The following is a 13702-nucleotide window of genomic DNA, read 5'->3' as shown; positions in this document are numbered from 1 at the left end:
GCAGGTCCGAAAACATGAGCGCGATAAGACGGGTGATCTCGGCGCATTTCGAAGCCACCGGCGAGCCCCGGATCCGTACAGTTCCGACCCATGCCGCAAAGCTGCCACTCCACCCATGCCCGCCACGCGCAGGCGCTGCCCGCCCTGCTGGCGGGGGCGCTGATGTCCGTGTGGCTGATGTTCGGGCTGGTGGACGAGGCCGACGCGCAGACCGCGGCGCCGGTGCAGGTCGCCGTGGCGCCCAACATTTCCGTTAGCGAACCCGGCGGCTCGGGCCTGAACGCGCTGGACGCGACGCTGGAAGACCGTCTGCAGACGCTGGCGATGGCCGGCGCCCGCCAGGTGGCACCGAATCAGGCCCGCGTGGAGATCGAGATCGGCAAGCTGGACCCGCGCCTGCGCCTGGCGCCCTGCGCGCAGATCCAGCCCTACCTCCCGCCCGGCACCAAGATGTGGGGCCGCAGCCGGCTGGGACTGCGCTGCGTGGCCGGCGTGACCAAGTGGAATGTGACGCTGCCGCTGACGATCAAGGTCTACGGCCAGGCGTTCGTGGCCGCCGCCGACCTGCCGACGGGCACGATCCTGACTCAAGAACACTTCCGGCTGGCCGAAGTAGATATTGCGGGCGAGGCCGGCGCCATCTATACCCAAGCGGATGGCTGGCTCGGACGTCACCTCGCCAAACCGGTCGCGGCCGGTCAGGCCCTGCGGTCCGTCGACCTCAAGCTGCGCCAGTGGGTGCAGCCGGGCGACCGGGTGCAGGTGATGGCGACCGGCGACGGGTATGCGATCGCCGGCGAAGGCCAGGCGATGGGCGTCGGGCTGGAAGGCCAGGATGTCCGGGTACGTTTCGACAATGGCCGCATGGCCACCGGGCGTACGATCGGTGAACGACGGGTGGAGGTGGTACTGTGATGGCCTTCACCGAGAGATCTGTCTATTTTGTGAAGCCCGGCCCTCAAGTTCCGTCCAGGCAGGTCGATAAACCCGCTAATGGAAGGGATCCGGAAGTTCTCGGGCCCATGGAGAAACGCCATGAAGATCGGTAACAACGCTGACATCAACGCCTACTCGAAAGTCGGCGGCACCGCTGCCGGCGCGACCGAGGGCGGAGCCAAGACCGCCAAGGGCGGCGCCGCGGCCCCCTCGAACGAGGGGTCCAAGGTCGAACTGTCGAGCACGGCGAGCAGCCTGATCTCGGGCACCGGCCCGGACGACGGCAGCTTCGACGCGGAGAAGGTCGCCCGCATCGCCAGCGCGATCGAGAAGGGCGAGTTCAAGATCAACGCCGACGCGATCGCCGACAAGCTGATCGCCAACGCGTCCGAGATGCTGGGCCGCACCCAGCAGTCGCACTGAAGCGCCCCACGACCCCAGCTTTTCCGGTGACGCCCATGACCGCCACGCCTCTGACCACGACCGCCGTCGACCTGGAGCAACCGCTCCAGGACGTCGAAAGCTGCCTGAACCTGCTGGGCGACGCGCTGCATCGACGCGACTCGCAGGCGATCGAGCTGCACGCGGCGTCGTTGCATGCGGCGCTGGCCCGGGCGATCGAGCAGTTCAGCGCGGCTGCCCGGACAGGAACCGTGCCGCAAGGCCTGCGCACCCGCCTGATGCAGGCCGGCGGCCGCGTTGCCGCCCAGCGCGAGTCGCTGGCCCGCGCGACCGCGGCGCTGGACCGCGCCATCGACGTGCTGATGCCCGGCGAGCCGAGCGGCCTGTACGGCGCTTCCGGCAAGAACGAGCGCAAGTCGGGTCTGGGTGGAGCGATCCAGGCCTGAGCCTCGGTTTCCCTCTCCAATGAAGAAGGCCACGCAGTGCGTGGCCTTTTGCTTTGCGGAGAGCCCCCGGGCGGAGGTCGGCGCGTCGGCCGCCAGTGCAGGGGCCTTGCCGGCGAGCGGCAAAACCCCCAGCACAGCCGTCCCCAACCACTGTCTCACTCCCTCGGTTTTGCTACCGAGGACCTCGGGAGAGGTCCGGTGCGTGGAGGTCAGGTCGGCGTACGGGTCGCCTTGCGGCGCAGGCAATCCAGATAGACGTGGCCGTCCGGCGGCAGCCCGCTGCGCTGAGAGGTCCAGATCATCTCGCCCAGGCACTCCATGGCCTCGTGGTGGGCTTCATGGAGCGACTGGCGGCGGGCCGCCAGCAGGTCCAGCGCCTGACGCACGCCGGTCGGCTGATCGATCTGGTGCTGCTCCATCAGGCTCAGGTGCATGGACAGGTGCAGGAACGGATTCGTGCGGCCGTCCTCGACCGTGTAGACCGCCGCGAGCGCGGCGTCCTCGTCGGCGAGTTCGTCGTGGTACTCCGGGTGCTGCTCGATCCAGTCCGAGGCGATCGCCTCCATCGGCGTCAGCGGCAGCTTGTCGCGGTACTTGCGGAAGGTCTGGCAGAAGAAGCGCCGGACCTCGAGTTGGGAAGGGGCAAACATAAGCGTCGGATTGTCGCCGTCCTCGTCAGGCCTTGTCAGGCTGGGGATGCTCGGCGGTCGCCGGCGCCGCGCCGGGCGCCAGATGCGGTTCCTGCCACGGGTTGCGGACCTTGCCTTCCGCCAGCGCCTTGCGTTCGGCCGCCAGGCGCTCCTCCAGCTGCTCGCGGCCGCGCTTGGACATCGCGATCAGCGTGTCCAGGTCGCCGCGGTGCGGGCGCAGTTCCTCGGTCTGCTCGACGGTGTGCCGCCGGAAGCGCCACGCCATCTGCCGCGCCGCGTGCGGCTCCCAGCCCAGTTGCTGCAGCACGCTGCGCGCGCTCATCAGCGCGGAGTCCAGCGTCTCGCGTTCGATCAGTTCGACGCCCAGCTCGCGCAGCGCGTAGTAGTGCTGGACGTTGCGCGCCCGCGCGACGATCGTCAGGTGCGGGAAGTGCTGCCGCGCGATCTCGGCGATCTTGACGCTGTGGTTGAAGTCGTCGACCGCCAGCACCAGCACCTGCGCATGCTGCGCGCCGGCGGTGCGCAGCAGTTCCAGCCGCGTCGCGTCGCCCCAGAACACCCGCCAGCCGAAGCGCCGCAGCGATTCGACGGTGTCGGCATCGTGGTCCAGCACCGTCGCCGGAATGCCGTTGGCGAAGAGCATCCGCCCGATGATCTGCCCGTAGCGCCCGAAGCCCGCGATGATCACGGTCGATTCCTGCTGTTCGGTGAGTTCATGCGGGGACTTGCGCTCGATCTGGCCGGCGCGCCGCTGCGCCCAGGCCAGCAGCGCCGGCGTCAGTGCCAGCGACAGCGCGACCGCCGCCACCAGGACCGAGCGCTGCGAGGCGTCGAGCAGCGTCGCCTGCTCGGCGAGCTGGAAGACGACGAAGCCGAATTCGCCGCCCTGCGCCAGCAGGATGACGAAGACCGCGCGCTCCGGCCGGGGAAGACCCATTGCCCGGCCCAGCACCGCCAGCACCAGGCCCTTGCACAGCCACAGCGCGGCCAGCAGGCCGAGTACGGCGAGCGGCTTGTGCCAGAGCACCGTCAGGTCCAGGCCCATGCCCACGGCGATGAAGAACATGCCGAGCAGCAGCCCCTTGAACGGCTCCAGGTCGGCCTCGAGCGCGCGGCGGTACTCGCTCTCGGCGAGCAGCACGCCGGCCGCGAACGCGCCCAGCGCCATCGAGAGCCCGACCTTCTGCATCAGCATCGCCGCCGCCAGCACCAGCAGCAGCGAGGCGGCGGTGAAGATCTCCGGCGTGCCGCTGCGCGCGATCCAGCGCAGCAGCGGACGCAGCAGCAGCCGGCCGCCGAGCACGATCAGCACCAGCGCGCCGAGCGCCAGCCAGATCCGGTATCCGGAGTGTCCCGCCGCGGGCCGGCCCTGGCTCGCGAGGATGGGCACGAGCGCCAGCACCGGGATCGCGGCGATGTCCTGCAGCAGCGCCACGCTGATGACGCTCTGGCCGGCGCGCGTGTTGCCGAGGTTCTTCTCGCTGAGCGTGGCCAGCGCCACGGCCGTCGACGACATCGCCAGGCCCAGCGCCGCGATGACGGCGGCATGCCAGTCGGCATCGAGGAAGAAGGACGGGATCAGCAGCAGCGCCGCGCAGCCCAGCATCTGCCCCGAGCCCCAGCCGAAGATGGGCCGGCGCATCGCCCACAGCCGCTTGGGCTCGAGCTCCAGGCCGACCAGGAACATCATCAGCACGACGCCGAATTCGCCGACCTCCAGCACCGTCGCCGGCTGGCTGATCAGCCCCAGCACCTGCGGCCCGAGCAGCACGCCCGCCACCAGGTAACCCAGGATCGAGCCCAGCTTCAGCCCGCGCGCCAGCGGCACCGCGAGCACCGCGGCGGCCAGCAGGACGAGCGGGGTCAGCAGCCAGTTGCCATGCGCGCCGTGCGCGGCGGCTTCGGTCGCCGTCACCGCGGCGGAGGCGGCGGCCATCGCGGCGGACGCGGCGTTCATCGGAGTGGAGACATCCATCAGACCGGCGCTCCTTCCTCGCGCACCGGGCGCTCGTCGTCGGGCACGGTCTCCTGCGCGGGATCGGGCTGGTGCTCGCACCACTCGGGCAGGACGCGCAGCCCCTCGACGAAGGCCTGCGCATGGGCCTGGACCTGCTCGGCCGGCGCCTTCTGCGCGCCGTGCAGGATCAGCGGCGGCAGGAAACGCATGCCGCACAGCGCGGCCGTCTGCGCATAGGGCAGCAGGAAGTCGCCGACCGGATGGCGGTTGTAGCCCTCGGCGCTGTAGGAGTGTTCGCTGCCGCCGGCGGAGGTCACCAGCCACAGGTCCTTGCCGTGCAGCGCGTGGCCGGTCTGGCCGTAGGCGAAGCCGACGCTGAGCACTTCGTCCACCCACAGCTTCATCAGCGCGGGCATGCCGTACCAGTGCATCGGATGCAGCCAGACCAGCATCTCGGCGTCGCGCAGCGCCTCCTGCTCGGCGTGGGTGTCGATCGAGTAGTCCGGATACAGCGCGTAGAGGTCGCGCACGCGGACGTTGGGCAGGCCGTGGGCGGCGGACAGCATCGCCCGCGTGACGCGGGAATGGGCCAGGTCCGGATGCGCGGCCAGGATGAGGATGGAGGAGGGGGCGCTCATGGCGGCCGATTTTGCGGCATCGCATAACATCCGACGCACCTCATCGAGGAGAGGAGAGGCCATGCCGGTGATCCTGGTCGCCAACCCCAAGGGCGGGGTCGGCAAGAGCACGCTCGCGAGCAACGTCGCGGGATTCCTGGCCCATAGCGGGCATGCGGTGATGCTGGGCGACATCGACCGCCAGCAATCCTCGGCGCGCTGGCTCGCGCAGCGGCCCGCGGCGCTGCCGGCGATCCGTGGGTGGGAGCTGGCCTCGACCGAGCAGCTGCGCACCCCGAAGGGCGTGTCGCACGCGGTGCTCGACACCCCCGCCGGCCTGCACGGCAAGAAGCTGGCGCAGGCGCTCAAGGTGGCGGACCGCGTGGTCGTGCCGCTGCAGCCCAGCCTCTTTGACATCCAGGCGACATACGACTTCGTGCGCGAGCTGCAAGATGCGGCCCAGGATCGCGGCAAGTCGGGCGGACTCGACATCGGCCTGGTGGCGATGCGGGTGCGCGAAGGCACGCTGTCGCAGCAGCAGCTCCACCAGTTCATCGAGCAGCTCGGGCTGCCGCTGCTGGCCGAACTGCGCGACACCCAGAACTACGTGCAGCTCGCCGCGCGCGGGCTGACGCTCTGGGACATCGCCCCGGGCCGCGTGGCCCGCGATCTGGAACAGTGGCAACGACTCTGCGCCTGGCTGGACCGGCCGGGGAAGGCGGGCAAGGACTGACCCCTTGCCGCGCGCTCCCGGGACCTGCCGGCGCTGACGACCTCAGAACGACAGGAGACCGGGATGCGGATGTTCGAGAAGCTGGAAGACCTGACGCCCCTGGTGGGCCAGGAGATCGGCGTGTCCGAGTGGATCGCGGCGGACCAGCCGCGGATCCAGGCCTTCGCCGACGCGACCGAGGACCAGCAGTGGATCCACACCGACCCGGCACGCGCCGCGGAAGGTCCCTTCGGCACGACCATCGCGCATGGTTTCCTGACGCTCAGCCTGCTGCCACGCTTCTACGAGACCGCCTTCCGGGTGCGGGAGGTCCGCATGGGGATCAACTACGGGCTGGACCGGGTGCGGTTCCCGGCGCCGGTGCCCGTCGGCAGCCGGCTGCGCGGGCGCTTCGTGCTGAAGCGCCTGGAACCGGTCGAGGGTGGGGTGCAGATGATGGTCGAGGTGACCGTCGAGCGGGAGGCCGGCGGGAAGCCGGTCTGCATCGCCGAATCGCTGACGCGGCAGTACCGCTGAGCCACATCCGCCAGATGGTGGAAGACGTCGGACAGGGGTGGGCGGCAAGCGCCCGCCGGTGGCGTTTCCATCATTTCCGAAGCCTCATTGAACCGCCGACACACTCGACGGACAGCCCTCACACGTCGATACCATGATGTGCGAATACAAAATTCTCAGTTTGCCAATAGAACTTTCTACTGTTTCTGATGCCACCGTAAGGGGGAGTGCCTGCCCGGAAGCGCCCGCCTATGATCTCGGCTTCGTTCGAAAGTTATTCGGTATGGCCGGTGGGGAGGCTCCCCTCGTCGCAGTCCGACCATCCAAGGAGAGACGCCCGTGAGGGTTTTGCTGATCGACGACCACCCGCTGATCCTGGCCGCGCTGCAGACCGTGATTCAAGGTCTGGGAGAAGACGTGCAGGTGCTGGGCGCCGACAGCGCGGCTCAGGCGCGAGACACGCTGAAGTCGCGCCAGGACTTCGACCTGGTGCTGTTGGATCTGAATCTGGGCGATGCCAGCGGGTTCGACGTGCTGGAGGAATTCCGCGCGCAATACCCGTCGCTGCCGGTGGTGGTGATCTCCGCTTCCGACCGCGCCAGCGACGTGATCCGCGCGATCGACCAGGGCGCGATGGGATTCATCCCCAAACGCACCGGCAACGACGTGCTGGCCCAGGCGCTGAAACTGGTGATGTCGGGCGGGATCTACGTGCCGCCGATGTCGCTGGGCTCCGATGTGGCGCCGGAGCCGGAGCCGGTGGCCGTCGCCGAGGCAGCCCCTGGCAACGCCAAGCTGAACCAGGTCCAGGCGCTCGCCAGTCAGGCCGGCTACCAGACCACGGCCGGGCTTGAAAGCCTGCAGCTGACGCCGCGCCAGACCGATGTGCTGGCGCTGTTGCTCCAAGGCAAGCCGAACAAGATCATTGCGCGCGAACTCGGCGTCTCGGTCGAGACGATCAAGGATCACGTCGCGGCAGTGCTGAAGGCGCTGGGCGTCAGTTCGCGCACGCAGGCGGTGCTGGCGGTGGGACAGATGGTCCAGCGGCAGCCGAACGCCGCCTTCACCACATTCCGCTGACCACATTCCGCTGACCACCTTCCGCTGAGACCACGTTCTGCAGAGGCTGGCGCCCACCCGCGCAGCCCTCGCCGAAACGACAACGCCGGGCTTGCCCCGGCGTTTTTCATGGCGGCGGCGGGCGGTCTCAGCTCGGCGCGTAGGCCAGGCGCACGTAGATCGGCGCGAAGGCTTCCGCCTGGGTGATCTCGACGAGGCGCTCCCGCGCCAGCTCGAGCATCGCGATGAAGGACACGACCAGCACCTGGGAGCCCTTGTCCAGCTCGAACAGGTCTTCGAACTCCACGAAGCGCGCGCCTTGCAGCCGGCGCAGCAGGTGCGACATGTACTCGCGCACCGACAGCTGTTCCCGCGAGATCTTGTGATGCTGGTTGAGCTTGGCGCGCCGCATCAGGTCCGCCCAGGCCGAGCGCAGGTCGTCGACGTGGACGTCCGGCAGCCGCGGCGCGAGCGACTGCTCGATGTGGATCTGCGCCCGCAGGAAGTCGCGGCCCAGCACCGGCATCTGGTCGAGCCGCATTGCCGCCTGCTTCATCTGCTCGTATTCGAGCAGCCGGCGGACCAGCTCCGCGCGGGGATCCTCGGGCTCGCCGCCGTCGTCCGTCTTCTTGGGCGGCAGCAGCATCCGCGACTTGATCTCGATCAACATCGCGGCCATCAGCAGGTACTCGCTGGCCAGTTCCAGGTTGTGCTTGCGCAGCTGCTCGACGTAGCTGAGGTACTGTCGCGTCACCTCGGCCAGCGGGATGTCGAGGATGTTGAAGTTCTGCTTGCGGATCAGGTACAGCAGCAGGTCCAGCGGCCCCTGGAAGGCCTCCAGGAACACCTCCAGCGCATCCGGCGGGATGTAGAGGTCCTGCGGCATGGCGAACAGCGGTTCGCCGTACAGCCGGGCCACGGCGACATGGTCGACCGCGTCGGGCGTGGAAGCGTCGCCGCCCTGATCCGCCGGAGGATCCGGCAGCGTCAGGGCGGTGTCGCGATGGTCGTCAGCGTTGCTCACGCAGGAAACGACAGGCGGGCGGCGAGGTCGGCAGGACCGGCGGCGTCAGGTCACTCGGACTTGGTCTGGTAGACGTAGGCCTGCTGCGACACGCGGGCGTCGTTGTAGCCGGCCTGGGCCTGGCGGTCCTGCTCGCGGTCCCACAGCAGGGCGCGACCGGCGCGTTGCTCGGCTTCCAGCGTCGGCTTCTTGGCCTTCAGTTCGTTGATGAACTGCGTGGCTTCGGATTCGTATTTCTTCCAGAACAGCGGCATGGCGACTTCTCGTGTGTGAGCGGTGAATCTTAAAGTATTGACCAAGCGGAGTCCGAGGCGCCGGCTCCGCCGGGCCTTCGGGCTCGCCCCTTGAGGGGGCCGGCGTCAGCCGGTAGGGGGTGGGCTTATCGAACACGCATGCCGGGTTGAGCGCCGGGGAAGGGCTCGAGCACGAAGATGCCGGGATTCGCCTTTTCATCCGCGTGGCTGGCGGCCAGCACCATGCCCTCGGACACGCCGAACTTCATCTTGCGCGGCGCCAGGTTGGCGACCATCACCGTGAGCTTGCCTTCGAGCTGCTCCGGCTGATACGCGCTGCGGATGCCGCTGAACACGTTGCGCAGGCGGCCCTCGCCGACGTCCAGCGTCAGGCGCAGCAGCTTGTCCGAACCGTCGACCAGCTCGGCCTTCACGATCCTGGCGATGCGCAGGTCGACCTTGGCGAAGTCGTCAATCTTGATCTCGGGCGCGAGCTCCTCGCCGCCGGGCACGACCTTGGGCGGCGCGGGCGGCTCGAACAGCGCTTCCAGCAGCTTCGGATCGACGCGCTGCATCAGGTGCTCGTAGCCGCCGATCTTGTGCGCGCCCAGCGCGCGGTCGGCGTCGACGAAGGTCATGGGCGCGACCTGCAGGAAGGCCTCGACCTTCGCCACCAGCGCCGGCAGCACCGGCTTCAGGTAGATCGACAGCAGGCGGAAGGCCTCGATGCAGACGGTGCAGACGTCCTGCAGCACCTGGTCCTTGCCTTCGAGCTTGGCGAGGTCCCAGGGCTTGTTCTGGTCCACGTATTCATTCACGCGATCGGCCAGCAGCATGATCTCGCGCAGCGCCTTGCCGAACTCGCGGGTCTCGTACAGCTCGACGATGGTGCCCTTGTGCGCGCGCAGGCCGTCCAGCAGCGCGCGGCCCTCGACGCCGACGTCGGCCGACAGCTGCCCGCCGAAGCGCTTGGACAGGAAGCCCGCCGCGCGGCTGGCGATGTTGATGTACTTGCCGACCAGGTCCGAGTTGACGCGGGCGACGAAGTCCTCGGGGTTGAAGTCGACGTCCTCGACCTTGCTGTTGAGCTTGGCGGCCAGGTAGTAGCGCAGCCACTCCGGGTTCATGCCCAGCGACAGGTACTTCAGCGGATCCAGGCCGGTGCCGCGGCTCTTGGACATCTTCTCGCCGCCGTTGACGGTCAGGAAGCCGTGCACGAACACGTGGTTGGGTGTCTTGCGGCCGCTGAAGTGCAGCATCGCCGGCCAGAACAGCGTGTGGAAGTAGGTGATGTCCTTGCCGATGAAGTGGATCTGCTCGGTGGACTCGTCCTTCACGAACGCGTCGAAGTCGCGGCCCGTCTTGCCGAAGTAGTTCTTCAGCGAGGCCAGGTAGCCGATCGGCGCGTCCAGCCAGACGTAGAAGTACTTGCCCGGCGCGTCGGGGATCTCGATGCCGAAGTAGGGCGCGTCGCGGCTGATGTCCCAGTCGCCCAGGCCGCCGTTGCCGTCCTCGTCCTTGGTGAACCACTCCTTGATCTTGTTGAGCACCTCCGGCTGCAGGCGGCCGGGCGCCTGCGTCCACTGCTCCAGGAACTCGACGCAGCGCGGGTCGGACAGCTTGAAGAAGTAGTGCTCCGAGCTCTTCATCACCGGCGTCGCGCCGGTCAGCACCGAGAACGGGTTCTTCAGCTCGGTCGGCGTGTAGACCGCGCCGCACACCTCGCAGGAATCACCGTACTGGTCCTTCGCGCCGCACTTCGGGCACTCGCCCTTGATGAAGCGGTCGGGCAGGAACATCGACTTCTGCGGGTCGAAGAACTGCTCGATGGTCTTCACCGAGATCAGCTCGTTGGCGCGCAGCGAGCGGTAGATCTCCTTGGACAGCTCGTGGTTCTCCTGGCCGTCGGTGGAGTGCCAGTTGTCGAAGCTGATGTGGAAGCCGTCCAGGTACTGCTTGCGGCCCGAGGCGATGTCGGCGACGAACTGCTGCGGGCTTTTCCCGGCCTTCTCGGCCGCGATCATGATCGGCGCGCCGTGCGCGTCGTCGGCGCAGACGAAGTGCACCTCGCTGCCCTGCATCCGCTGGAAACGCACCCAGATGTCGGCCTGGGTGTACTCCATGATGTGGCCAATGTGGAAATTCGCATTGGCGTACGGGAGGGCGGTGGTGACGAAGAGCTTGCGGGTCATGGCGCTTTTCAGGGCTGCGGGGGCCCCCGGGGGACTCCCGGGGAACCGACCATTTTAGGCGCCGGAAACAGGAGTCGGGCGCGCCGCGTAACGCTGGGCGAGCCACGAGCACAGGATCAGCTGCAGCTGGTGGTAGAACATGATCGGCAGGACGATCACGCCGACCGCCGGATGGGCGCCGAACAGCAGCTTGGCCATCGGCACGCCGGAGGCCAGCGTCTTCTTGGAGCCGCAGAACACGGCGGCGATCTCGTCCTCGACCGACAGCCCCATCGCGCGCGACGCCAGCCGGCTCAGCACGATCACCGCGGCCAGGAACAGCGCCGCGCCCAGGGCGGCCTTGACCAGCAGCTCCGCGCCGTGGTCGCGCCACAGGCCCGAGGCCACCGAGTCGCTGAAGGCCGACAGCACCAGCAGGATGATCACCCAGCGGTCGATCAGCGTGATCCGCGACTTGTAGCGCGTGTAGAAGCCCAGCAGCAGCGGGCGCAGCAGCTGGCCGGCGACGAGCGGCAGCAGCAGCAGCTGGGTCAGTTTCCAGACCGCCTCGCCGAAGGGCAGGGTGGCGCCGCTGGTGCCCGCCATCAGCGCGACCAGCAGCGGCGTCAGCACGATGCCCAGCAGGCTGGAGACGCTGGCGTTGAAGATCGCGGCCGGCACGTTGCCCTTGGCCAGCACCGTCATCGCGACGGACGACGAGATCGTCGACGGCAGCGCGCAGAGGTAGGCGAAGCCCAGGGCCAGGTCTTGCGGCAGCCAGCGGCCGAACAGGGCGCTGAAGCCCCACCACAGCAGCGGGAACAGCGCATAGGTGCTGAGCTGCACCAGCACGTGGACCTTCCACTTGAGGGCGCCGTCGCGCAGCGCCGCCGCCGACAGGCCCAGCCCGGTCAGGAAGAACACCAGGGCCACGCCCCAGTTGCTGACGACCTCCAGCCGCAGCAGGCCGCCGCTGCGGCCCAGTTCGGGCCAGAAGCTGGCCAGCGCCACCGCGCCGACGAGCGCCAGCAGAAACCATTCCTTGCGGAACCAGGACCGGATGCCCATCGCCAACCTTTCGCCAGCGCGGGGCCGGCACGTCACAACCATCGGGAGAAACAGGGACAAGGCCGGCACTCTAGCGGGCCCGGGACTTGCCCACCTGTCATTGGCCTTGCCGCCCGCCGATTTCGCCGCCTGCCGGAACGCTGGCCGCCCGGGATGTCGGATTCGTGACGCGGCCTGGTGCATTCGTGACGGCCCTCGCACAGTCGGGCGGGCCGGCGGTCGGCAGATTCGGCCGGACTTGTAACGGAAAACCGGCTTGTCGCACGGCCCAGACACCCTCCGGCATCCCGCCGAAGAGGTAGTCGACCTCGTCCTGCGGTTCAAGGAGTCACGCTAAATGCTTGATTTCAAAGACCCTGGAAAGCTATCCACCGAGACTGTGGATAACTGTGTGGGAAACCTGCCGGGGATTGCTCTAAACCCTTGATCGACGGTCCCCCGAGGTTCCGTGCCTCATTTCCGGGCAAGCGAAATCGCGCTATATGAATCAATGGGTTAGCGATGTCCCTGGAGAGCGGACCGCGGCGCTGCGGCGGCTGCGTTCGCGGGACCGGTGGAGCGGCTGAATGGGGATAAGTCAAGCCCCGCATCCTCGATTTTTGGGTTGACAACCCGCCGATGACGCCGGAAGAGGCGACCTGACGGTAGCGCTGTCTTCCCTCCGAACGGCGGATCTATCCCCCGCCCCTGTGGACAAGCATGTGTGTCATTTGGCGATGACGCTTGCAAGTGCTTGTCACGAGCCGTATTCCGATGGTTTGCTCGGAAATGAGGCAGTCGTCCTGCGGTTCATGACGACCCACGGACCGGACATGACAGGTCGGCGACGGTGGGCCGGCGTGCGGTCGGGGCCGCACGGGCTGGGCAGGCCCCTAAAGAGAGGCCCTCGCGCACCGCTAAAATCCGCGACTTTGCAAACGCATTCCTCATTTCTTACATGACGCAGGCAGTGGCGGGCAATTCATCGGGGCGGTCGGCCGCTGGCAAGTCCCCGGAACTTTTTGAACTGAAGAGCGCCTCGCTGAGCCTGCTCGCCCTCGTCCTGAAGACGGCCGATCCGGCCGCGCTCGACGCGGAACTCCAGGCCAAGCTGGGCGAAACGCCCGACGCGTTCCACCACGATCCGCTGCTGCTCGACCTGAGCCAGCTGCCGGTCGCGTCGGTGGAGGGGGCCGTGGAGACGGCGGAACCGGGCGCCGCGGTGGCGCCGTCGACCGACGGCCAGGGGCAGTTGAGCCTCGAGGCCGAGACGCCGGCCGTCGCCGTTGCCGAAGCCGTCGAGGCCACCGAGCCCGCCCCCGCGTGGACATCGCCGCCCTGCTGCCGCTGCTGCGCCGTCACCGGCTGCAGCCGGTGGGCGTGGTCGGCGCCAACGCCGCGGAACTGGCGCAGGCCGCTGAACTGGGGCTGGCCGAGGCGCCCGACCTGCCGGTGCGCGCCGAGCGCGAGCCGCGTGAACCGCGTGAACCCCGCGTCGAGAAGGTCGTGCAACAGGTCATCAAGGAAGTCATCGTCGAGCGTCCGGTGGAAGTGCCGGTGCCGACCGAGGTCAAGACCGTCTACGTCGACAAGCCGCTGCGCTCCGGCCAGCAGGTCTACGCCAAGGGCGCCGACCTGGTCGTGCTGGCGGCGGTGAACCACGGCGCCGAGGTGATCGCCGACGGCAGCATCCACGTCTACGCGCCGCTGCGCGGCAAGGCGATCGCCGGCGCGCGCGGCAACACGGACGCGCGCATCTTCGCGCAGCAGCTCGAGGCCGAACTGATCGCCATCGCCGGCATCTACCGCACCAGCGAGAACCCGCTGCCCGACAACGTCCGGGGCAAGGCCGCGCAGGTCCGCCTCGACGGCGAAAAGCTGCTGATGGAGCCGCTGGGTGCCTGAGCCCGCGGATCCCTCCCAACCAGACAC

General features: G+C 68.4%; 14 protein-coding genes and 1 pseudogene. 8 read left to right on the top strand and 7 right to left on the bottom strand.

Annotated features, from left to right (window positions below):
• Positions 1 to 90: 90 nt before the first annotated feature.
• From flgA to ACQ859_RS24950, 3 genes are all read left to right on the top strand, one after another.
• Positions 91 to 915: a flagellar basal body P-ring formation chaperone FlgA gene (gene flgA, locus ACQ859_RS24960; RefSeq protein ID WP_431261173.1), complete on the top strand. Its 825-nt coding sequence runs from the start codon at positions 91 to 93 to the stop codon at positions 913 to 915.
• Between the two features lie 120 nt (positions 916 to 1035).
• Positions 1036 to 1359 carry a flagellar biosynthesis anti-sigma factor FlgM gene (gene flgM, locus ACQ859_RS24955; RefSeq protein WP_431261174.1) on the top strand — a complete coding sequence of 108 codons (324 nt, stop codon included), beginning with the start codon at positions 1036 to 1038 and terminating at the stop codon, positions 1357 to 1359.
• Positions 1360 to 1394: 35 nt separating this feature from the next.
• Positions 1395 to 1784 (top strand): hypothetical protein, encoded by a 390-nt coding sequence (locus ACQ859_RS24950; protein ID WP_431261175.1) that lies wholly within the window; start codon positions 1395 to 1397, stop codon positions 1782 to 1784.
• 209 nt (positions 1785 to 1993) lie between these two features.
• On the opposite strand, the gene ACQ859_RS24945 is transcribed toward ACQ859_RS24950, so the two are convergent.
• The 3 genes from ACQ859_RS24945 to ACQ859_RS24935 are packed head-to-tail and all read right to left on the bottom strand — an operon-like array spanning position 1994 to position 5029.
• The gene (locus ACQ859_RS24945) at positions 1994 to 2434 is read right to left on the bottom strand and encodes a DUF1841 family protein (protein WP_331614954.1); all 441 of its coding nucleotides are present in this window, start codon (positions 2432 to 2434) and stop codon (positions 1994 to 1996) included.
• A gap of 25 nt (positions 2435 to 2459) precedes the next feature.
• Positions 2460 to 4409, bottom strand: a complete 1950-nt coding sequence (kefC, locus tag ACQ859_RS24940; protein ID WP_431263228.1) for a glutathione-regulated potassium-efflux system protein KefC — start codon at positions 4407 to 4409, stop codon at positions 2460 to 2462.
• Positions 4409 to 5029: an NAD(P)H-dependent oxidoreductase gene (locus tag ACQ859_RS24935; RefSeq protein ID WP_431263227.1), complete on the bottom strand. Its 621-nt coding sequence runs from the start codon at positions 5027 to 5029 to the stop codon at positions 4409 to 4411. The genes kefC and ACQ859_RS24935 overlap by 1 nt, the downstream gene beginning before the upstream one ends.
• Positions 5030 to 5090: 61 nt before the next feature.
• Here ACQ859_RS24935 and ACQ859_RS24930 point away from each other — a divergent pair, with 61 nt between their 5' ends.
• The 3 genes from ACQ859_RS24930 (at position 5091) to ACQ859_RS24920 (ending at position 7316) form a co-directional block, all read left to right on the top strand.
• The gene (locus ACQ859_RS24930; RefSeq protein ID WP_431263226.1) at positions 5091 to 5741 is read left to right on the top strand and encodes a ParA family protein; all 651 of its coding nucleotides are present in this window, start codon (positions 5091 to 5093) and stop codon (positions 5739 to 5741) included.
• 63 nt (positions 5742 to 5804) lie between these two features.
• Positions 5805 to 6257, top strand: a complete 453-nt coding sequence (locus ACQ859_RS24925) for a MaoC family dehydratase (RefSeq protein WP_431263225.1) — start codon at positions 5805 to 5807, stop codon at positions 6255 to 6257.
• 318 nt (positions 6258 to 6575) lie between these two features.
• Entirely contained in the window at positions 6576 to 7316 is a 741-nt protein-coding gene (locus ACQ859_RS24920) for a response regulator (protein WP_431261183.1), read from the top strand.
• A 127-nt stretch (positions 7317 to 7443) separates the two neighbouring features.
• Here ACQ859_RS24920 and ACQ859_RS24915 read toward each other — a convergent pair whose 3' ends face one another.
• The 4 genes from ACQ859_RS24915 to ACQ859_RS24900 form a co-directional block, all read right to left on the bottom strand.
• Positions 7444 to 8286: a segregation and condensation protein A gene (locus ACQ859_RS24915; RefSeq protein ID WP_431266651.1), complete on the bottom strand. Its 843-nt coding sequence runs from the start codon at positions 8284 to 8286 to the stop codon at positions 7444 to 7446.
• An 83-nt stretch (positions 8287 to 8369) separates the two neighbouring features.
• The gene (locus ACQ859_RS24910) at positions 8370 to 8573 is read right to left on the bottom strand and encodes a DUF3460 family protein (RefSeq protein ID WP_331614960.1); all 204 of its coding nucleotides are present in this window, start codon (positions 8571 to 8573) and stop codon (positions 8370 to 8372) included.
• Positions 8574 to 8698: 125 nt separating this feature from the next.
• Positions 8699 to 10744, bottom strand: coding sequence for a methionine--tRNA ligase (gene metG / locus ACQ859_RS24905; protein WP_431263224.1), 2046 nt, complete (start codon positions 10742 to 10744; stop codon positions 8699 to 8701).
• Positions 10745 to 10798: 54 nt separating this feature from the next.
• Positions 10799 to 11791: a bile acid:sodium symporter family protein gene (locus tag ACQ859_RS24900; protein ID WP_431263223.1), complete on the bottom strand. Its 993-nt coding sequence runs from the start codon at positions 11789 to 11791 to the stop codon at positions 10799 to 10801.
• A 937-nt stretch (positions 11792 to 12728) separates the two neighbouring features.
• Here ACQ859_RS24900 and ACQ859_RS24895 point away from each other — a divergent pair.
• Positions 12729 to 12887, top strand: a pseudogene (locus tag ACQ859_RS24895) (hypothetical protein); the annotation flags it as partial.
• Between the two features lie 206 nt (positions 12888 to 13093).
• On the top strand, positions 13094 to 13675 hold the full coding sequence (gene minC, locus ACQ859_RS24890) for a septum site-determining protein MinC (RefSeq protein ID WP_431263222.1): 582 nt from the start codon (positions 13094 to 13096) through the stop codon (positions 13673 to 13675).
• Positions 13676 to 13702: the final 27 nt, after the last annotated feature.

Source organism: Roseateles chitinivorans (assembly GCF_050632235.1).
In the GTDB taxonomy this organism is placed as follows: Bacteria; Pseudomonadota; Gammaproteobacteria; order Burkholderiales; family Burkholderiaceae_C; genus Roseateles; species Roseateles chitinivorans_A.
Note: the sequence above shows the minus strand (reverse complement) of the source record. Positions and strands in the feature narration are given on the sequence as shown.